The 18,665-nt window shown below is 63.1% G+C and carries 19 protein-coding genes; 6 read left to right on the top strand and 13 right to left on the bottom strand.

Going from position 1 to position 18,665, the window contains the following annotated elements; genetic code table 11:
• Positions 1-70: 70 nt before the first annotated feature.
• Positions 71-2,731, bottom strand: coding sequence for an alanine--tRNA ligase (gene alaS, locus IHE39_RS04785; RefSeq protein ID WP_192565673.1), 2,661 nt, complete (start codon positions 2,729-2,731; stop codon positions 71-73).
• Positions 2,732-2,968: 237 nt separating this feature from the next.
• Positions 2,969-4,057 (bottom strand): recombinase RecA, encoded by a 1,089-nt coding sequence (gene recA / locus IHE39_RS04780; RefSeq protein WP_184768943.1) that lies wholly within the window; start codon positions 4,055-4,057, stop codon positions 2,969-2,971.
• Positions 4,058-4,339: 282 nt separating this feature from the next.
• Here recA and IHE39_RS04775 point away from each other — a divergent pair, with 282 nt between their 5' ends.
• Together IHE39_RS04775 and IHE39_RS04770 are read left to right on the top strand one after the other, a co-directional pair.
• Positions 4,340-5,281: a carbohydrate kinase family protein gene (locus tag IHE39_RS04775; protein ID WP_192565672.1), complete on the top strand. Its 942-nt coding sequence runs from the start codon at positions 4,340-4,342 to the stop codon at positions 5,279-5,281.
• Between the two features lie 20 nt (positions 5,282-5,301).
• Positions 5,302-6,231, top strand: a complete 930-nt coding sequence (locus IHE39_RS04770) for a pseudouridine-5'-phosphate glycosidase (RefSeq protein WP_192566051.1) — start codon at positions 5,302-5,304, stop codon at positions 6,229-6,231.
• 499 nt (positions 6,232-6,730) lie between these two features.
• On the opposite strand, the gene IHE39_RS04765 is transcribed toward IHE39_RS04770, so the two are convergent.
• From IHE39_RS04765 to IHE39_RS04720, 10 genes are all read right to left on the bottom strand, one after another.
• Positions 6,731-7,045 carry a TfoX/Sxy family protein gene (locus IHE39_RS04765; protein ID WP_192565671.1) on the bottom strand — a complete coding sequence of 105 codons (315 nt, stop codon included), beginning with the start codon at positions 7,043-7,045 and terminating at the stop codon, positions 6,731-6,733.
• A gap of 15 nt (positions 7,046-7,060) precedes the next feature.
• Positions 7,061-7,579 (bottom strand): DUF2199 domain-containing protein, encoded by a 519-nt coding sequence (locus IHE39_RS04760; protein ID WP_192565670.1) that lies wholly within the window; start codon positions 7,577-7,579, stop codon positions 7,061-7,063.
• Positions 7,580-7,588: 9 nt separating this feature from the next.
• A complete protein-coding gene (gene sufA / locus IHE39_RS04755) occupies positions 7,589-7,975 on the bottom strand; it encodes a Fe-S cluster assembly scaffold SufA (RefSeq protein WP_192565669.1) in 387 nt (128 codons plus the stop codon).
• Between the two features lie 102 nt (positions 7,976-8,077).
• Positions 8,078-8,476 carry an SUF system Fe-S cluster assembly protein gene (locus IHE39_RS04750; RefSeq protein ID WP_184768939.1) on the bottom strand — a complete coding sequence of 133 codons (399 nt, stop codon included), beginning with the start codon at positions 8,474-8,476 and terminating at the stop codon, positions 8,078-8,080.
• Positions 8,477-8,481: 5 nt separating this feature from the next.
• Positions 8,482-9,723, bottom strand: a complete 1,242-nt coding sequence (locus tag IHE39_RS04745; RefSeq protein WP_192565668.1) for a cysteine desulfurase — start codon at positions 9,721-9,723, stop codon at positions 8,482-8,484.
• A gap of 67 nt (positions 9,724-9,790) precedes the next feature.
• Positions 9,791-11,056, bottom strand: coding sequence for a Fe-S cluster assembly protein SufD (gene sufD, locus IHE39_RS04740; RefSeq protein WP_184768937.1), 1,266 nt, complete (start codon positions 11,054-11,056; stop codon positions 9,791-9,793).
• A gap of 10 nt (positions 11,057-11,066) precedes the next feature.
• Positions 11,067-11,822: a Fe-S cluster assembly ATPase SufC gene (gene sufC, locus IHE39_RS04735; protein ID WP_108608421.1), complete on the bottom strand. Its 756-nt coding sequence runs from the start codon at positions 11,820-11,822 to the stop codon at positions 11,067-11,069.
• 82 nt (positions 11,823-11,904) lie between these two features.
• Entirely contained in the window at positions 11,905-12,066 is a 162-nt protein-coding gene (locus IHE39_RS04730; RefSeq protein ID WP_184768936.1) for a hypothetical protein, read from the bottom strand.
• Positions 12,066-13,595, bottom strand: a complete 1,530-nt coding sequence (gene sufB, locus IHE39_RS04725) for a Fe-S cluster assembly protein SufB (protein ID WP_184768935.1) — start codon at positions 13,593-13,595, stop codon at positions 12,066-12,068. Before sufB ends, IHE39_RS04730 begins: the two co-directional genes overlap by 1 nt.
• A gap of 171 nt (positions 13,596-13,766) precedes the next feature.
• Positions 13,767-14,930: a cysteine desulfurase family protein gene (locus tag IHE39_RS04720; RefSeq protein ID WP_192565667.1), complete on the bottom strand. Its 1,164-nt coding sequence runs from the start codon at positions 14,928-14,930 to the stop codon at positions 13,767-13,769.
• Between the two features lie 218 nt (positions 14,931-15,148).
• Between IHE39_RS04720 and IHE39_RS04715 the strand changes: the two genes are divergently transcribed.
• The 4 genes from IHE39_RS04715 to IHE39_RS04700 are packed head-to-tail and all read left to right on the top strand — an operon-like array spanning position 15,149 to position 17,199.
• Positions 15,149-15,823 (top strand): alpha/beta hydrolase, encoded by a 675-nt coding sequence (locus IHE39_RS04715; RefSeq protein ID WP_184768933.1) that lies wholly within the window; start codon positions 15,149-15,151, stop codon positions 15,821-15,823.
• A 14-nt stretch (positions 15,824-15,837) separates the two neighbouring features.
• The gene (locus IHE39_RS04710) at positions 15,838-16,488 is read left to right on the top strand and encodes an FMN-binding negative transcriptional regulator (RefSeq protein ID WP_192565666.1); all 651 of its coding nucleotides are present in this window, start codon (positions 15,838-15,840) and stop codon (positions 16,486-16,488) included.
• A 24-nt stretch (positions 16,489-16,512) separates the two neighbouring features.
• On the top strand, positions 16,513-16,947 hold the full coding sequence (locus tag IHE39_RS04705) for a GNAT family N-acetyltransferase (RefSeq protein ID WP_192565665.1): 435 nt from the start codon (positions 16,513-16,515) through the stop codon (positions 16,945-16,947).
• Positions 16,948-16,953: 6 nt separating this feature from the next.
• Positions 16,954-17,199, top strand: a complete 246-nt coding sequence (locus tag IHE39_RS04700) for a hypothetical protein (RefSeq protein ID WP_192565664.1) — start codon at positions 16,954-16,956, stop codon at positions 17,197-17,199.
• A gap of 55 nt (positions 17,200-17,254) precedes the next feature.
• Here the strand turns inward: IHE39_RS04700 and IHE39_RS04695 are convergent, their stop codons facing one another.
• The gene (locus tag IHE39_RS04695; RefSeq protein ID WP_192565663.1) at positions 17,255-18,613 is read right to left on the bottom strand and encodes an esterase-like activity of phytase family protein; all 1,359 of its coding nucleotides are present in this window, start codon (positions 18,611-18,613) and stop codon (positions 17,255-17,257) included.
• Positions 18,614-18,665: the final 52 nt, after the last annotated feature.

Genomic DNA, 18,665 nt, shown 5'->3' with positions numbered 1-18,665 from the left:
GGCGACACGTTCAAACGAAAAGGGCGGAAGCCGAAGCCACCGCCCTTCAAACTCCGAAACTTATGCCGGATCAGCCGGCCATCGCCTGGGCGACGGCCTCGACGGCCTCGTCGGCCTTGGTCGCATCGGGGCCACCGGCCTGAGCCATGTCGGGACGGCCACCGCCGCCCTTGCCGCCAAGAGCTGCGGATGCGACGCGCACCAGATCGACAGCGCTGAAGCGGTCGACGAGGTCCGCCGTGACAGCCACGACGGCGCTGGCCTTGCCATCTTCGGACACGCCGATCAGCGCCACCACGCCCGAACCCAGGCCGGCCTTGCTTTCGTCAGCCAGCCCCTTGAGGTCCTTAGGGTCTACGCCAGAGACAACCTTGCCGAGATACTTCACGCCAGAAATCTCGCGCGCGGCCTCGGCCGAACCGCCCTGCCCGCCACCCATGGCGAGCTTCTTGCGCGCGTCGGTAAGCTCGCGCTCGAGCTTCTTGCGCTCCTCGACAAGCGTTTCGACCCGCGCCAGCACGTCGGCGGGCGCAACCTTGAGCGATGACGCGACGGCCTTCAGGCGACGGTCCTGTTCGTCGAGGTGACGGCGAGCCGCCTCGCCGGTCAGCGCCTCGATGCGGCGGACGCCAGCGGCAACTGCGCTGTCGGCGACGATGCGCACCAGGCCGATGTCGCCGGTTGAACGGACATGGGTGCCGCCGCACAGTTCGACCGAATAGGGCCGGTTGGCTTTAGTGCCGTGGATGCCAGTACCCATGGACACGACACGGACCTCATCGCCGTATTTTTCACCGAACAGCGCCATCGCACCTTCGGCAATGGCGTCGTCGACGCTCATCAGGCGCGTGGTAACAGGGCTGTTCTGGATGACGATCTCGTTCGACATGCGCTCGACTTCCTCGAGCTCCTCGGCCGAAATCGGCTTGTTGTGCGAGATGTCGAAGCGCAGCCGCTCGGGTGCGACCAGCGAACCTTTCTGCGCCACATGCGTGCCGAGCACCTCGCGCAGCGCCTCGTGGATGAGGTGGGTAGCCGAGTGGTTCGAACGCAGCCGCGTGCGCCTGTTGTGGTCGACCTTCAACTCGACGACGGCACCGGTCTTGAGCTTGCCGCTGGTCACCTTGCCGTAGTGGACGAACAGGCCGTCCACCTTCTTTTGGGTATCGGTCACCTCGATGACAAAACCCTCGCCCGACATCAAGCCGGTGTCGCCCATCTGGCCGCCAGATTCGCCATAGAAGGGCGTCTGGTTGACGACGATGGCAACGGTATCGCCTGCCGCCGCGGTTGCGACCTCGGCACCGTCCTTGATGAGGGTCAGGATCACGCCTTCGGCCTGCTCGGTCTCGTAGCCGAGGAACTCGGTTGCGCCGTTCCTGTCCTTGATGCCGAACCAGACAGTCTCGGTTGCGGCTTCGCCTGAACCGGCCCAATTGGCACGGGCTTCCGCCTTCTGGCGCGCCATCGCGTCGGTGAAGCCGGCAAGGTCGACCGAGATGCTGCGCTGGCGCAGTGCGTCCTGCGTCAGGTCAAGCGGGAAGCCGTAAGTGTCGTAGAGCTTGAAGGCCGTCTCGCCGTCGAGCATATCGCCGGAACCAAGTGTTTCGGTGGCATCGGCGAGCAGGCCAAGGCCGCGTGCCAGCGTCTTGCGGAAACGGGTTTCCTCAAGCTTGAGCGTTTCGGTGATGAGTGCTTCGCCACGGCCGAGTTCCGGATAGGCCTGCGCCATCTCGCGGACCAGCGCCGGCACCAGCTTCCACAGCAGTGGTTCGCTGGCACCCAGCAGCTGCGCATGGCGCATGGCCCGACGCATGATGCGGCGCAGCACATAGCCACGTCCTTCGTTCGACGGCAACACGCCATCGGCGACGAGGAAGCATGACGAACGCAGGTGATCCGCGATCACGCGGTACGAACCGACATTGCTGGCATCCGGGCCGCGACCGATCGCCGACGATGCCGCATCGATGAGATGGCGGAACAGATCGGTCTCAAATACGGTCTCGACGCCCTGCAGGATCGAGGCCATGCGCTCAAGGCCCATGCCAGTGTCGATGGACGGGCGCGGCAGATCGATGCGCTCCTCCTTCGTCACCTGCTCGTATTGCATGAAGACGAGGTTCCAGAATTCGAGGAAGCGATCACCATCCTCCTCGGGGCTGCCGGGAGGTCCGCCCCAGATATGGTCGCCGCGATCGATGAAGATCTCCGAGCACGGACCGCAAGGACCGGTGTCGCCCATGGCCCAGAAATTGTCCGACGTGGCGATACGGATGATGCGGTCGTCGGTGAAACCGGCGATCTTCTTCCAGTAGCCGGCCGCCTCGTCGTCGGTGTGGTAGACGGTGACGAGCAGCTTGTCCTTGTTGAGCCCGTACTCCTTGGTGATCAAGTTCCAGGCGAGTTCGATCGCCTGTTCCTTGAAGTAATCGCCAAAGGAAAAATTGCCGAGCATCTCGAAGAAGGTGAGATGGCGGGCGGTGTAGCCGACATTGTCGAGATCGTTGTGCTTGCCGCCGGCGCGCACGCTCTTCTGGGCGGTCGCCGCGCGTGAATAGGCGCGGCTCTCGAGCCCGGTGAAGACGTTCTTGAACTGCACCATGCCGGCATTGGTGAACATCAAAGTCGGATCGTTGCGCGGCACGAGCGGACTTGAGGCCACGACCTCGTGTCCGTTCTTCTTGAAGTAGTCGAGAAATGTCGACCGGATCTCGTTCACGCCACTCATATTGCCGCCTTTGATCGCCGCTCTGAACAGATGCACCCCGCCTGCGCAGGCGGAAATTGGAACTGGCCTTTTAGCGGCCCACCTTAACCCTGTCCAGAAACACCGAACCGGCAAAAGCCCGCAAATCCGCCGTCCGGATCGTCAAAGCCGGCTGCACAAACGCAAACCGCCGGCACGATGGCCGGCGGTCGCATGGATTGGCTGTCCTGGACTTGGTCGATCCAGCCAGTGGCGCTGTTACATCGCCCCGGCTTCGTCCTCACTGTCATCCTCGCGCGAGCCGTTCTCCAGGAACTTCTCGGCGATCAGCCCGGCATTCTGCCTGAGCAGCTGTTCGATTTCGCGCGCCGCGTCTGGATTGTTGCGTAAGAACAGCTTGGCGTTCTCACGCCCCTGCCCCAGACGCTGCGAGTTGTAGGAGAACCAGGCGCCCGACTTCTCGACCACGCCCGCCTTGACGCCGAGATCGACGAGTTCGCCGGTCTTGGAGACGCCTTCGCCATACATGATGTCGAACTCGACCTGCTTGAAGGGCGGCGCCAGCTTGTTCTTGACCACCTTGACGCGGGTCTGGTTGCCGACGACCTCGTCGCGGTCCTTGACCGAGCCGATGCGGCGGATGTCGAGGCGGACCGAAGCGTAGAACTTGAGTGCGTTGCCACCCGTCGTGGTTTCGGGCGAGCCGTACATGACGCCGATCTTCATGCGGATCTGGTTGATGAAGATGACCATGGTGTTGGAGCGCGAGATCGAAGCCGTCAGCTTGCGCAGCGCCTGGCTCATCAGGCGGGCCTGCAGGCCGGGCAGCGACTCGCCCATCTCGCCTTCGATTTCGGCACGCGGCGTCAACGCCGCCACAGAGTCGACGACCAGAACGTCGATGGCACCCGAACGCACCAGCGTGTCGCAGATTTCAAGCGCCTGTTCGCCGGTGTCGGGCTGCGAGATCAGCAGGTTTTCGAGGTCGACGCCAAGCTTGCGGGCATAGACCGGGTCCAGCGCGTGCTCGGCATCGACGAAGGCGCAGATACCGCCCTTCTTCTGGGCTTCGGCAACAGTGTGGAGAGCCAAAGTGGTCTTGCCCGAGCTTTCCGGTCCGTAGATCTCGATGATGCGTCCACGCGGCAGGCCGCCAACGCCGAGCGCAATGTCGAGGCCGAGCGAGCCGGTGGAGACCGTACCGATCTCGACAACCTGCTCATTGGCACCGAGACGCATGATCGAGCCCTTGCCGAAGGCGCGTTCGATCTGCGACAGCGCCGCGTCCAGAGCCTTGGATTTGTCCACCGAATTTTCCTCTACAAGCCGCAATGAATTCTGAGCCATGATACATCACCCCGTAGTCGTCAATGAAGGCCGGACTGTCCGATGCCGATATAAATTTGTACCGGTTTTGTTCACATTTGGCAAGAGAACTCAACCGATTGAAATCGAATGACATTCCTTGCCATGTTCTTTTTTTGTTTTCAAACTGTGCATAATTGGATGCCGCCTGAGCCAAACAGCCCGTTGCCTGGCAGAACCCGTCTTGGCGAATCGCTGGCGGTTGCCGCCTCCCGCATGGAACACTAAGTTCGCCGCCTTAATCGCCCACCGGACAGCCTCAGCATGAAGTCACCCAAGATCCTCGCCGTCGGCGGCGCCCATGTCGACCGCCGCGGGCGCATGACAGCACCATTCGTGCCGGGCGCCTCGATCCCCGGCGCGATGAGCGAGGAGGTCGGCGGTGGTGTCTTCAATGCGCTGCGCGGCGCAGTGCGACGCGGAGCTGCCGGTTCGCTGATGTCGGTGCGGGGTGGCGATGCCGCCGGTGAGGCTGTGGCCGCGGAGATTGCGAGCAACGGCATTGCCGACCTGTCGGCGGTTTTCCTCGATCGGGCAACGCCGAGCTACACGGCCCTGCTCGACCGCGACGGCGACGTGGTGGCGGCGCTTGCCGACATGGGGCTCTACGAGCTCGCCTTCCCCAAGCAGATGCGCCGCGCCAAGCTGCGGGAAGCCATCGGCACAGTGGATGCCGTGCTTTGCGATGCCAACCTGCCCGAGACAGCCCTTTGGCGCCTGGCCGAAGTGGCCCAGCCAATACCGTTGTTTGCCATCGCCATTTCGCCGGCCAAGGCGGTGCGACTGACGCCTGTCCTCGACAAGCTGTCTTGCCTGTTCATGAACCGGCGCGAGGCGGCGGTGCTCGCCGGCACCGGCATCGACGCAGAGCCGTTGCAGATCACGCGGGGCTTACGCGAAGCCGGCCTAAGGCGCGGCGTGGTGACCGCCGGCGGAAGTGCTGTGTTCGCCTATGACAGCGACGGCCTTTCGATCATCGCACCGCCTGCCCCGCGACGGGTCGTCGATGTCACCGGCGCGGGCGACGCCCTGGCGGGTGCGACAACGGTGGCGCTGCTGCGTGGCGACAGACTGGAGACAGCGCTAAGACATGGCATTGCGGCTGCGGTGCTGGCGATCGAGAGCGCGTCGGCCGTGCCCGATCTCTCCCCGGCAGCCTTCGCCGCGGCGCTGGCCCTTGTGCCGAACGCCTCGGAAATGGCATGACGCGGTCCAAGGAGAACAACATGACGCCTGAAACCGCCCGCCCCTTCATCGACATCCACGCACCTGTCGCCGCTGCACTTGCCGCCGGCAAGCCGGTCGTGGCCCTCGAAAGCACCATCATCACCCATGGCATGCCCTATCCCGACAATTCGGCGATGGCGGCCAATGTCGAAAAGATCATCTCCAACGAAGGTGCCGTGCCGGCAACCATCGCGGTCGTCAACGGCCGCATCAAGATCGGCCTGTCGGACGGCGAGCGCGAGTCGCTGGCGATGACCGGCGGTGCTATGAAGCTGTCGCGCGCCGATATCGCCTTTGCCGTTGCCGAAGGCCGCACCGGCGGCACGACGGTCGCGGCGACGATGATCGCGGCGCAGCTCGCCGGCATCAAGGTGTTCGCCACCGGCGGCATCGGCGGCGTGCACAAGGGTGCGGAAAAGAGTTTCGACATCTCCGCGGATCTCGACGAGTTGGCCCGCACGCCTGTCATCGTGGTGTCGGCTGGCGCCAAGGCGATCCTCGACATCGAAAAGACGCTGGAAGTGCTGGAGACGCGCGGTGTGCCGGTCGTTGCTTACGGTTCCGACATCGTGCCGGCCTTCTGGTCACGCAAGTCGCCCTATGCTGCGCCGCTGAGGCTCGATGCACCGGAAAAGATCGCGCGCCTTTATGAGACGCGGGCCGCGCTAGGCCTGGATGGCGGGTTGCTGGTGGCCAATCCGGTTCCCGAAAGCGACGAGATCGCGACCGAAGAGATGGCAGGCTACATCGAGGCTGCGCAGAAAGCGGCCGAAGCCCAGAACATCTCGGGCAAGGCGGTGACGCCGTTCCTGCTCGCCAAGATCCTGGAGCTGACCAACGGCGCCAGCCTCAAGACCAACATCGCTCTGGTTGAGAACAACGCCCGATTGGCAGCCAAGATCGCGATTTCGCTGGCCGGCAAGCGCTGAGAGCCCAACCGGTCGAACACAGGCCTGAAATAATTAGCAATGGCTAGTATAATTACTGCGCAGTCGTCGTAGGCTCGGTCGGCCCGCAGATGTGGGTCGGCCGATGGGTGCGCGATGACTTTCGCTCTCCGCATGTGCAGGCAGCGTGGTCCGCGGCGCCACGGCTGCCAGAGATGCGCGTTGCTGGTGATCGCCAGCTTCGCCGGCACGCCGCTCTCGGATGCGCATAAATCAGCCTCAGGCTGGGGCGTATCCGCCGGCCTTGCTGCCATGGTGACATCGAACACGGCGAGTGCCAGGCTATCCCTGAAAGAGCGGTGACGGAGCATGGCGGCGGCTGGTCGATCGTGCTGGTGCCCGGCGACCACCGCAAGGTTACGCACCGAAATCGTTACTTCGTCCCTTATGGTTCGGAGATTCCGTCGCAGGACGGCCGATTCCACACCCGACCGAAGAGCACGAGAACTGCTTCTTCGTGCCGCCCGACGCGATGTAAGGGCTACTTCCTGGTACGAAGTGCCGCCTCATAGGCCTTGAGCGTCCACACGGCGAGCTCGTCCGGGTCGTCGACGGCGCTTTCGGGAATGGTCCAATAGGGCATGTTCACCGGCCGGCCGCCGGCATCGGTCCAACGCTTCGCGCCTGAAGCCTCGAAATCGGGCGCGCTCACCGCATCGGCCTTGAGCAGGATTTCGCCGCGCACCTCAACGCCGACGATAAGGCCGTCATGGTAGATGCCCTTGCCGCCGAACATCTTGCGGATGGTGACCTCGCCGAGGCCGGAGAAGGCCTCGCGAATGGCGTCGTCGCTCATTGGCTTATCCTCACCCTATCCGCCATGCATCATTGCTGCCCAGCGCTCGATCTGGGCCGGTTCGATCCCGTCGCGCTGGGCGACGAACAAGGGGTGATCGGTCTCGTGCAGCGCCACGCGTGGCCGAAGCCCGTCGGGTTGAAACCGGACATCGGCATTGAAGTATATGGTTCCAGGATATTCTGGAACGTCGTGCATGAGATAACCGAAACAGCCGCCTTCGGCATAGACGCCTGACACAAAACCCGCGCGGTAGATATCCCAACTGCGCTCCGACACCGACATCCAGACGCCCAAGCGGAATTCGGCGGACATTCTCGGCACGACAAAAGGCAGAAGGCAGCGAATGAAGCGGTCGACCTCACCGGTCGAATAGCGCACCTCGCAGAAATCGTCGTCGAGGCTCGACGCGGCCCGCGTGGCATCGTCGAGCGCGTCCCAATCGACGGGCTCGCCGAACATCATGTCCATCGGCAGGCCGACATGATCTTCGCCGCAACATGAGCACCGCCAGCGATACGCTTCGGCGCTCATCAGGAGCAGCTACACTGCGCTTTGCGCGCGCGCCTCGGCCAGGGCTTTGAGGTCGGCAGGCTTCAGTTCGACCGATTCACCGCAACCACATGCCGAACTCTGGTTCGGGTTGGAGAAGGTGAAGCCGGTGCGCAAAGTCGTGGTTTCAAAGTCCATCTGGGTGCCGAAGAGGAACAAAGCCGCTTCCGGCGCGACATAGACATGGGCGCCGTCGCGCTCGATATGGTCGTCCTTGGGGTTCGGCTCGGCCACCAGATCGACCGTGTATTCCATGCCGGCGCAGCCGCCTTTCTTGATGCCGAGGCGGATGCCTTGCGCGTTTTCGCGCGTGGCCATGATCTCGCGCACGCGCTCTGCGGCCCTGTCGGTCATCGTGATGACGGCGAAACGTCCCATTCCAGTCTCCATTCGTCGCCGGGTTCAAGGCCCGCGGAATGATTCATTCCAAGCTAAGATGGTGAAGATTGCATGTCCATGCAAGCACCACCCGTAGATGGCTCAATACCAGCCGACCGCGACCTGGGCCTCTTCCGACATTCGGTCGGGGGTCCATGGCGGATCGAAGGTCATGGCAACCTCGACGCCCGACACACCTTCGACAGCGCCGACGGCGTTCTGCACCCAGCCAGGCATCTCGCCGGCCACCGGGCAGCCTGGGGCTGTCAGCGTCATGTCGATCTTGACGGTGCGGTCGTCTTCGATGTCGATCTTGTAGATCAGGCCGAGCTCGTAGATGTCGGCGGGGATTTCCGGGTCATAAACCGTTTTCAGCGCCGAGACGATGTCGTCGGTCAGCCGCGCAAGCTCGTCGGCCGGGATAGCCGAGGCCGAAACGATACCCTTACCTGCCGTATCCGGCGCGGTGTCGTCAACTGTAGCGGCGATAGCGTCTTCCATGGTGCTCACCCGAAGAATTTACGCGCTTTTTCAAGCGCTTCGGCCAAAACGTCAATCTCGGCCTTCGTATTGTACATGCCGAACGACGCCCTGCATGTGGAGGTTACGCCGAAGCGTTTCAACAGCGGCTGGGCGCAGTGCGTGCCGGCACGCACGGCAACGCCCTGGCGGTCGATGACCATCGACACGTCGTGGGCATGAATGCCCTGCAGCTCGAAGGAAACGATGGCGCCCTTACCGGGCGCATCGCCGAAGATACGCAGCGAATTGATCGAGCGCAGCCGCTCATGCGCATAGTCGCGCAGCATCGCCTCGTGGGCGGCGATGCGCTCGCGGCCGATACCGTCCATGTAGTCGAGCGCTGCACCCAGGCCGATCGCCTGGACGATCGGCGGCGTGCCGGCTTCGAAGCGGTGCGGCGGCTCGTTGTAGGTGACGATGTCTTCGGTCACCTCGACGATCATCTCGCCGCCACCCTGGAACGGGCGCATGCGCTCGAGCAGTTCGCGCTTGCCGTAGAGCACGCCGACACCAGAGGGGCCGTAGAGCTTGTGGCCGGTCATGACGAAGAAATCGCAGTCGAGGTCCTGCACGTCGATGGGCATGTGGACCGCACTCTGGCTGCCGTCGACCAGAACGGGGATGCCGCGCGCATGCGCAACACGGCAGATCTCCTTGATCGGCGTCACCGTGCCGAGTGCGTTCGACATATGGGTGATCGCGACCAGCTTGGTGCGGTCGGTCAGGCGACTCTCGAATTCCTCGATGTGGAAGGTGCCGAGGTCATCGACCGGCACCCACACGAGCTTGGCGCCCTGGCGCTCCCGGATGAAATGCCACGGCACGATGTTGGAGTGGTGCTCCATGATCGACAGCACGATCTCGTCGCCCTCGCCGATACTTGGCATGCCGTAGCCGTAGGCGACGGTGTTGATCGCAGACGTGGCGTTGGAGGTGAAGACGATTTGGTCGACATCAGGGGCGTTGAGGAAGCGGCGCACGCTCTCGCGCGCCTTTTCATAAGCGTCGGTCGCGGCATTGGACAGGAAATGCAGGCCGCGGTGGACGTTGGCATATTCGTTGGAATAGGCGTTGGCGATGGTGTCGATGACCACCTGCGGCTTCTGGGCCGAGGCGCCGTTGTCGAGATAGACGAGCGGCTTGCCGTAGACCTCGCGCGACAGAATCGGGAAGTCGCGCCGGATCGCCTCGACGTCATAGGTGCTGTCTTCGACCTTCTGATCCATCAACAAATTCCCATGCCTTCATTCGCCTGTCGGCGGCTTCTCCCCGCGAACGGGGAGAAAATCCCGGTCAGGCGTGCGCCGCAAACCAGCTGTTAAGCAGCTCTTCCAGCGGCTCGACGACTGTCTCGTCCTCAAGCTCCTCGATGACCTCGGCCAGGAACGCCCGGACGAGAAGGCCGCGGGCGGACTTTTCGTCGATGCCGCGCGCCATCAGATAGAACAGATGGTTGCGGTCGATCTCGGTAACTGTCGCGCCGTGGCCGCAAGCGACGTCGTCGGCGAAGATTTCGAGTTCGGGCTTGGTCGAGAACTCGCCATCGTCGGACAGCAGCAGCGTGTTGCAGGCCATGCGGGCGTCGGTCTTCTGGGCGATCTGGTGCACGTTGATGCGGCCCTGGAACACGCCCTTGGCGCGACCGGTGACGACGTTGCGCACGACTTCGGTCGAAGACGTATGCGGCACGGCGTGGTCGAGCACCATGGTGACGTCGACATGGCAGTCGCCGGCGAGCAGGTTGACACCGCGCAGCTTGAAGTCGGCGCCTTCGCCTGTTGCCTTGACGATGACTTCCTGGCGCACGAGCTTGCCGCCGGCGTTCATGACGAACAGCGTCAGCTTGGCGTTCTTGCCGAGCTCGGCCTTGAACTGGGCGAGATGGGTCGCAGTCTCAGGCTGATCCTGGACGATCAGCCACAGCACCTCGGCATCATCGCCGAGCAAAAGCTGGCTGACCGAGCTGACGAGGCCAGCGCCCTCGCCGGTCTGGCGCTCGACGATGGTTGCCTTGGCGCCAGCGCCGACGCGAACCGGCAAGCGGACATGGACCTGGCCACCGGCCTGGATGTTCTGCAGCTCGATCGGCTTTTCGACCTGGGCGCCGTCTTCGATGTCGACGAAATAGCCGTCGGCGACAAAGGCCGTGTTGAGCGCGCCGACAGCGTCGTCGCTGCCGTAGGTGACGAGCGCCGGCGCATAGCTGCCGTCGACGAGCTTGTCGCCGAGGCGCTGGAACGTGACACCTTCGACGGAAGGCGTTGCAGCCGACACACCGTTGACGATCGACAGCAGGCTCGAGCCTTCAAGCAGAGGCGCTATGGTCTTGGCGGCGGCACTGGCATCGAAGGCGGGCACGGAGGCGAGAAGGCGACGCAGGTCGGTGTAATGCCAGGATTCGACGCGGCGGGTCGGCAGGCCGGCCTTGATCTGCTCGATCGCATCGTCGCGCTTGACCATGACCGCGCCATCGCCGGGCAGGAGCGAAAGCCGCTCGCCGAAGGCGTCGATGATCGCCGCCTCCGCCGGGGTACGCTGTATTTCAGCACGCATGTTCATCGTCGACACCTCAAGCCGCCTCTTCGATGATCCCGGCGTAGCCGTTCTCTTCGAGTTCGAGTGCCAGCGACTTGTCGCCCGACTTGATGACCTGGCCCTTGTAGAGCACGTGCACCGTATCCGGCACGATGTGGTCGAGCAGGCGCTGGTAGTGAGTGATGACGATGATGGCGCGGTCAGGCGAACGCAGCGCATTGACACCGTCGGAGACGATCTTGAGTGCATCGATGTCGAGGCCGGAATCGGTCTCGTCGAGCACGCACAGCTTTGGCTCCAGCAGCTTCATCTGCAGGATCTCGGCGCGCTTCTTCTCGCCGCCGGAGAAGCCGACATTGACCGGGCGCTTGAGCATGTTGAAGTCCATCTCCAGCGTACCGGCGGCCTCCTTCACGCGCTTGATGAAATCCGGAACCTTGAGCGGCTCCTCGCCACGCGCCTTGCGCTGCGAATTCATCGCGACCTTGAGGAACTCCATCGTGGCAACGCCGGGTATCTCCATCGGATACTGGAACGCCAGGAACAGACCCTTGGCGGCGCGCTCGGCCGGATCCATCTCCAGGATCGACTCGCCGTTGTAGAGAATGTCGCCCTCGGTCACTTCATAATCGTCGCGGCCGGCGAGGATGTAGGACAGCGTCGACTTGCCCGAGCCGTTGGGGCCCATAATGGCAGCGACTTCGCCGGCTTTCACCGTAAGGTTCAGGCCGCGGATGATTTCGGTGCCGCTCTCGGCGATACGGGCATGCAGGTTCTTGATCTCAAGCATTTTCTTCAGCTTTCTTCACTTCTGGCGCCGAGGCAGGCGGCGCAATTCCTGTCACTGACGTTGACGGCGCGACGTCGGGATCTCAGATCCCGAATGTGCGCCGCAGCAACGGCAAAAGGGCTGCAGCGATGATGCCGGTGATGGTCCCGACAACCAGTCGCGCCGGGCGCGACTGGAATGACGGTGCTGTCGCGGCGAGCCCGCCGCAAACGACCGCGTAAAAGACCATCGACACCGGGTCCATCAGCCAACGCTTCCTTCAAGGCTGATGCCAATGAGCTTCTGCGCCTCGACGGCGAACTCCATCGGCAGTTCCTGGATGACTTCCTTGACAAAGCCGTTGACGATCAGCGCGATCGCTTCCTCTTCGGGAATTCCGCGCTGCATGACGTAGAACTTCTGGTCGTCGGAGATCTTCGAGGTGGTCGCCTCGTGCTCGAACTGCGCCGACGAGTTCTTGGCCTCGATATAGGGCACGGTATGCGCGCCGCATTGGTTGCCGATCAGCAACGAGTCGCACTGGGTGAAGTTGCGCGCATTGGTCGCCTTGCGGTGGGCCGAGACCTGGCCGCGATAGGTGTTCTGCGAAAAGCCTGCGGCGATGCCCTTGGAGATGATGCGGCTCGACGTGTTCTTGCCGAGGTGGATCATCTTGGTGCCGCTATCGACCTGCTGGTAGCCGTTCGAAACCGCGATCGAATAGAACTCGCCACGGCTGTCGTCGCCGCGCAAGATGCAGGACGGATACTTCCAGGTGATGGCCGAACCGGTTTCAACCTGGGTCCACGAGATCTTCGAGCGGTCGCCACGGCAGTCGCCGCGCTTGGTGACGAAGTTGTAGATGCCGCCCTTGCCCTGGGCATCGCCCGGGTACCAGTTCTGGACGGTCGAGTACTTGATCTCGGCATCGTCGAGGGCCACGAGCTCGACGACTGCGGCGTGAAGCTGGTTTTCGTCGCGCTGGGGTGCTGTGCAGCCCTCGAGATAAGAGACGTAGGCGCCTTCCTCGGCGATGATCAGCGTGCGTTCGAACTGGCCGGTGTTCTTCTCGTTGATGCGGAAGTAGGTCGACAACTCCATCGGGCAACGCACGCCCTTGGGCACGTAGACGAACGAACCGTCGGTAAAGACGGCCGAGTTCAGCGTCGCATAGTAGTTGTCGGAGGTCGGCACGACGGTGCCGAGATACTTCTTCACCAGTTCGGGATGCTCGCGGATGGCTTCCGAGATCGAGCAGAAGATGACGCCGGCCTTGGCCAGCTCATCCTTGAAGGTGGTGACGACGGACACCGAATCGAACACGGCGTCGACAGCGACACGGCCCGATTTGTAGACATTGTCGCCAGCCTCTTCGTCCGACAGGCCGTCGATCGGAGCCGCTTGCTTCTGCACGCCGGCAAGAATTTCCTGCTCGCGGAGCGGAATGCCGAGCTTTTCGTAGACCTTCAGGATCTCGGGATCGACTTCGTCGAGCGAGGTCGGTCCGGGCGTGCTCTTGGGAGCGGCGTAGAAGTAGATGTCCTGGAAGTCGATCTTGGGATAGTCGACGCGCGCCCAGTTCGGCTCTTCAAGCGTCAGCCAACGGCGATAGGCACCGAGACGCCATTCGAGCATCCATTCCGGTTCGCCCTTCTTGGCCGAGATGAAGCGGACAATGTCTTCGCTCAGGCCCTTGGGGGCCTTGTCCATCTCGATGAACGATTCGAAGCCGTACTTGTATTGGTCGACGTCGATCTTGCGGACCTGCTCGATCGTTTCCTGCACAGCAGGCATAAGCGTTCTCCATCCACGCCGGGGTCAAGGCCCGACAGTTTTCAAACTATGGCACCGCTGGAGCGGCGTAAGTTCCATATAGTGTGCTTTTGCCGGGAATTCACCCGGAAGAACGCCTTCAGCGCCCCTGACACACCCGTTCACCGGCCCTTGGGCCAAATTTCCCGCCGATCAGGCGGCTTTCGTACGGTCCGCGCGGCGCGAAAGAAGCGCTGCAAGAGCCGTCTCGAATTTCTCAACGTCCGCCTCGGCCGTGTTCCGGCCGATCGACACGCGCAGCGCGCCGAGATTGTCGGCAAAGCCCATCGCCTTCAGCACATGGCTGGGACCGACCTTGCCCGACGAACACGCGGATCCGGCCGAGAGTGCTACGCCCGCGAGATCGAAGGCGATCTGTGCCGTCTCGGCCTTGACGCCCGGAATAGCGAAGAATGTCGTATTGGCAAGCCGTTCGGCTGCCTTTCCGAAGATTTCCGCATCGGGAACGAGCCGCATGATCGTGTTTTCGATGCGGTCACGCATGGTGCGAACCGCGTCGATCGCGGCCAATCCGGCCAGAGTGTCGCGCGCCGCAGCGCCAAATCCTGCAATCGCCGGCAGGTTCTCAGTGCCACCACGATGGCCCTTTTCCTGGCCACCGCCAGTGACCAGCGGCGCGGGCATCATCAGGTCGGCAGTGGCGACGATCGCTCCCGCGCCTTTGGGTCCGCCGATCTTGTGCGAAGAGAGAATCAGATAGTCGGCATAACCCTCTGACATGTCGAGAGGAATGCGCCCTGCAGCCTGGACCGCGTCGAGCACGAGCACACCGCCCGCCGCCTTCACCAGCCTGGCGATGTCGCGGACGGGCTGGATGACGCCAGTCTCGTTGTTGGCGGCATGGATCGCCACCAGCGGCAGGCCATCGGACTTGTCGTGGGTCGCGAGCGCTGTTTCCAGGGCGGCGAGATCGATGATCCCGTTGCCATCGACACCAAGCCTAGTGACCCGCTCAGCCGGGAAACGGCCGCCGTTCAGCAGACACGGATGATCTGCCTCGGTAACATAGAGCCTGGACATGCGCACAGCACCGCGGCCCATGCGCCATTCGGGCGAAAGCAGCGTGGTCGCTGCTTCGGTAGCGCCCGAGGTAAAGACGACATGCTCAGCCTTGGCGCCGACGAAGGCGGCGACGTCGCGCCTGGCATCCTCGATGATCTTGCGGGCTGCCCTGCCCTCGCTGTGAACCGACGATGGGTTGGCTGCAACATCGAGCGCCGCAACCACAGCCGCGTGCGCTGCCGGCAGCAGCGGCGCACTGGCATTGTAGTCGAGATAGGCGCGCGATCCGGCCATTTCCGTTCAATCTGCCCTGTCAAATCACGTTTGGGTGTCGGGACGCGCAATTTCCTTGAAATTCCAAGGCGAGCCGTCCTATCTACCCGCTTTGCCAAACGGGCGGTCTCGCCACCCAGTTTTGAACAGTTCTAAACTAGCTTCTAAGAAGGCGCGTCCCTCGCGTCAAGGCTGGCCACAGGATTGTTTCATCGGCTTTGCGTCAAGTGGAGTAGTTTATGCCAGAGGTCATTTTCACCGGTCCGGCGGGTCGCCTGGAAGGTCGTTATCAGCCGTCCAAGGAAAAGAACGCGCCGATCGCCATCATACTGCACCCGCACCCGCAGTTTGGCGGCACGATGAACAACAAGATCGTGTACGACCTCTTCTACATGTTCCAGAAGCGCGACTTCACCACGTTGCGCTTCAATTTCCGCGGCATCGGCCGCAGCCAGGGCGAATTCGACCACGGCACCGGTGAATTGTCGGACGCGGCCGCAGCACTCGACTGGGTGCAGTCGCTGCATCCCGATTCCAAGAGCTGCTGGGTTGCCGGCTATTCCTTCGGGTCATGGATCGGCATGCAGCTTCTGATGCGCCGGCCGGAGATCGAAGGCTTCATTTCGGTCGCGCCGCAGCCCAACACCTACGACTTCTCGTTCCTGGCACCGTGCCCGTCGTCAGGCCTGATCATCCATGGCGACGCCGACAAGGTGGCGCCGCCGAAGGATGTGCAGGGCCTGGTCGACAAGCTGCACACGCAAAAGGGCATCACCATCACCCAGAAGACGCTTGCCGGCGCCAACCATTTCTTCGGCAACGATCCGGAGCTGGTGATCGAAGAATGCGCCGATTACCTCGACCGTCGCCTCGCCGGTGAGCTTTCGGACCCGCGTCCGAAGCGCCTGCGCTAAAAGGAGCTCCGCGCATGTATCAGCCTCCGCTGTTTCGCGAGACGCGGCCGGACGTTTTGCATGCGCTGATCCGCAACCACCCGCTTGGCCTTCTGATCAGCAACGGATCGGAAGGCCCGGTGGCCAATCCGCTGCCATTCCTGCTCGACGCCGATACCGGGCCCAACGGCAGGCTGCGCGCCCATCTGGCGCGGGCCAACCCGCAATGGCGGCTGCTGGCCGAAACGCCTGATATGCCGGTGCTGGTGGTGTTCCAGGGCGAGGACAGCTACGTCACCCCGTCCTGGTACGAGACCAAGCGCGAAACCGGCAAGGTTGTTCCGACCTGGAACTATGCGACCGTGCAGGTGCGCGGCACGGCGCGGGTGATCGACGACAAGGACTGGCTCGCCGGCCAGATCGCCGAGCTTACCGCCAGCCAGGAAGCCGGGCGGACGGAGCCCTGGCAGGTGACCGATGCGCCTGACACCTACATCGCGGCCCAGATCAAGGGCATCATCGGGCTCGAAATCGACATCACCGCCATCGACGGCAAGTGGAAGGTCAGCCAGAACCGGCCCGTCGGCGACCGCATCGGCGTGGCCGAAGGCATCGCGGCCGAGCAGAAGCCGGCCGGCGGCATGGCGCAACTGGTCCGCCAATATGGCGGGCTCGCGGGCGAATAGCCCTTCCGACCTGGAGCCTCTCTCGTGAACATCCGTCCCCGCATCGCGGCCGACAACGCCGTGCTCGTTGCCATCTGGGAGGATGCAGTGCGCGCCACGCATGACTTCCTCAGCGAAGACGACATCCAGTTCTTCCGCCCGCTCGTCCGCGACAACTACCTGCCGGCGCTCGAAGTGCTGGTGGCCGAGGAGCACGGCACGCCCCTCGGCTTCATCGGCCTGGACGGCCAGAAGGTCGAAATGCTGTTCGTGGGCGCCAGCCAGCATGGCAAGGGCATCGGCAAGGCCCTGATCGAGCATGTCGGCCGGCTGAGGGGGCCGCTTGAAGTCGACGTCAACGAGCAGAACCCGGGTGGTGTCGCCTTCTATCTCAAATGCGGTTTCAAACAGATCGGACGCTCCGACCTCGACAGTCAGGGCAAGCCCTTCCCGCTGCTGCACCTGTCGCAGGCGTCGTAAGACGGGATGGGCGAAATCAGCTTCCGGCCGTTTCGCAACGAAGACCTTATGGCCTATGCCGCGTGGTTCGATGACGCCGAGGTGTCGCGGCGCATCGACGTCCCCAGCGCCGGCTGGGTCGCCTATGTCTTGGATCCGGCAAGCCCCGCCCATGCGGTCGTAGCCACGCGCGACGAAAGCGCCTCACTTCAGGCCGAAGCACCGGACGACGGGCTCCTGTTGTACCGCAAACTACTTGGCGCCGGAATTTGACAAAGTGAATCCGGGCCGCAAGCGCAGCCCGGATCTGTTAAGCTCAAGCAGAGCATTACTTGGCCTTGAGGAATTCGCCCACTTCGAGCAGCACGAACTCGTTGTCGTCGGCCTTATCAAGCGAGCGGCCAGCCGAGAACGGCAGGTTGTTGTCGTCGCCGACGACGATGTGGGTGTCGTCGACGAGATCGACGTTCTCGATGGTGTTGAAAGGCATGTCGTAGAAGCCCTCGCCGCCGCCCTGGCGCTTCTTGTTGTCGGGATCGGCGATGTTCATCAGGTCGATGTAGCCGATCTTGCGGACCGCACCGCCGACATTGGCGTCGGACATCTCGATCTTGTAGATTCGCTTGAACAGAGCCGGGTTGGCGAAGCAGTCCGGCTGCGGGTTCTTGGCATCGACGCATTTCTTGGCAGCTGTGCCGACGCCCTGGTCGCGCTCGATGACGAGGGCGGTGGTGGCATCGATCATGTTGAAGTCGCCGATGGCATCGCCGCCGGCCGACAACGGATAGAGCCAACTGCGGCCGGTCCATTCCTTTTTGGCGACGTCGAACTCGACGACACGTAGCGCGCGGTTGCCTTCGGCCTGCTCCATGGTGCCGTCTTCCTTGAACAGCGCGCCTTCGAGCAGGCCGTAGAGCTTGGAGCCGTCCTTCGACTGGGCGAGGCCCTCATAGCCGCCGGAGCGCTTGAGTTTGAAGGCCGGCATCGGCAGCGACGGGTTGGCCTGCAGCGTCAGCGTCGGATGGTCGGGCGACTTGACCGGCTTGCCATCGACGACGGTGCCGATGACGTCGGTCAGCTTGCCATCGAGATCGAACTTCAGCAGATAGGGGCCGAACTCCTCGCCGACCCAGAAGCCGTCGGCAACCGGCTGGATCGACTCGACGTCGAAATCACCGCCGGTGAGGAAGCGGGTGTCGGAGCCTTCGAGCACGATCGGGAACGGTGCCTTGCGGTCGGGATCGGTCAGGAACAGGGTCTTGATGCGGTTCATCGTGCCCTTGTCCCAGTCAAACGAGATGTGATGCAACATCAGTGCTGCGTCGGTGGAGTTCAGCTTGTTGCCGAAGCCATTGTCCGACAGCGACCAGAACGTGCCATCGCCGACTGCCTTGATGCCTGAGAAGCCCTGCACGGGCTGGCCGTCGAAGGGCAGCGAGAGTCCGGTCAGGCGCACGCCATCCTTGCCCGGTACGGTGCCGAGGCCTTCGGCCCGCTTGCGGTCGGGGGTGGTGAACTTGCCCGACGTCCGCAGGTGCTCGGGCGCATTTTCAGGCGCTGCGATGATGGTGTTCGCCGGCAGGATCGCGTGGCCGGCGAGCGTTGCCTTGAATTCCGCCTCGTCCGCGAAAGCGGAGGCGGTGGTGAGCGCAACAACGGCTGCAGCCAGATAGAGAGAGCGTCGCATGGTGGACCCCGATTGGTTGAAGGAACGCCCCCCAGCTAGGTCCACGCCATGT

It is taken from the genome of Aminobacter carboxidus (assembly GCF_014863355.1).
In the GTDB taxonomy this organism is placed as follows: Bacteria; Pseudomonadota; Alphaproteobacteria; order Rhizobiales; family Rhizobiaceae; genus Aminobacter; species Aminobacter carboxidus.
The sequence above is the reverse complement of the archived record's forward strand: the minus strand, read 5'-3'. Positions and strand labels throughout refer to the sequence as shown.

Coding starts and splice junctions, on each gene's coding strand:
- alaS (WP_192565673.1), bottom strand. CDS start 2,731: ATGAGTGGCGTGAACGAGATCCGGTCGACATTTCTCGACTACTTCAAG.
- recA (WP_184768943.1), bottom strand. CDS start 4,057: ATGGCTCAGAATTCATTGCGGCTTGTAGAGGAAAATTCGGTGGACAAA.
- IHE39_RS04775 (WP_192565672.1), top strand. CDS start 4,340: ATGAAGTCACCCAAGATCCTCGCCGTCGGCGGCGCCCATGTCGACCGC.
- IHE39_RS04770 (WP_192566051.1), top strand. CDS start 5,302: ATGACGCCTGAAACCGCCCGCCCCTTCATCGACATCCACGCACCTGTC.
- IHE39_RS04765 (WP_192565671.1), bottom strand. CDS start 7,045: ATGAGCGACGACGCCATTCGCGAGGCCTTCTCCGGCCTCGGCGAGGTC.
- IHE39_RS04760 (WP_192565670.1), bottom strand. CDS start 7,579: ATGAGCGCCGAAGCGTATCGCTGGCGGTGCTCATGTTGCGGCGAAGAT.
- sufA (WP_192565669.1), bottom strand. CDS start 7,975: ATGGGACGTTTCGCCGTCATCACGATGACCGACAGGGCCGCAGAGCGC.
- IHE39_RS04750 (WP_184768939.1), bottom strand. CDS start 8,476: ATGGAAGACGCTATCGCCGCTACAGTTGACGACACCGCGCCGGATACG.
- IHE39_RS04745 (WP_192565668.1), bottom strand. CDS start 9,723: ATGGATCAGAAGGTCGAAGACAGCACCTATGACGTCGAGGCGATCCGG.
- sufD (WP_184768937.1), bottom strand. CDS start 11,056: ATGAACATGCGTGCTGAAATACAGCGTACCCCGGCGGAGGCGGCGATC.
- sufC (WP_108608421.1), bottom strand. CDS start 11,822: ATGCTTGAGATCAAGAACCTGCATGCCCGTATCGCCGAGAGCGGCACC.
- IHE39_RS04730 (WP_184768936.1), bottom strand. CDS start 12,066: ATGGACCCGGTGTCGATGGTCTTTTACGCGGTCGTTTGCGGCGGGCTC.
- sufB (WP_184768935.1), bottom strand. CDS start 13,595: ATGCCTGCTGTGCAGGAAACGATCGAGCAGGTCCGCAAGATCGACGTC.
- IHE39_RS04720 (WP_192565667.1), bottom strand. CDS start 14,930: ATGGCCGGATCGCGCGCCTATCTCGACTACAATGCCAGTGCGCCGCTG.
- IHE39_RS04715 (WP_184768933.1), top strand. CDS start 15,149: ATGCCAGAGGTCATTTTCACCGGTCCGGCGGGTCGCCTGGAAGGTCGT.
- IHE39_RS04710 (WP_192565666.1), top strand. CDS start 15,838: ATGTATCAGCCTCCGCTGTTTCGCGAGACGCGGCCGGACGTTTTGCAT.
- IHE39_RS04700 (WP_192565664.1), top strand. CDS start 16,954: ATGGGCGAAATCAGCTTCCGGCCGTTTCGCAACGAAGACCTTATGGCC.
- IHE39_RS04695 (WP_192565663.1), bottom strand. CDS start 18,613: ATGCGACGCTCTCTCTATCTGGCTGCAGCCGTTGTTGCGCTCACCACC.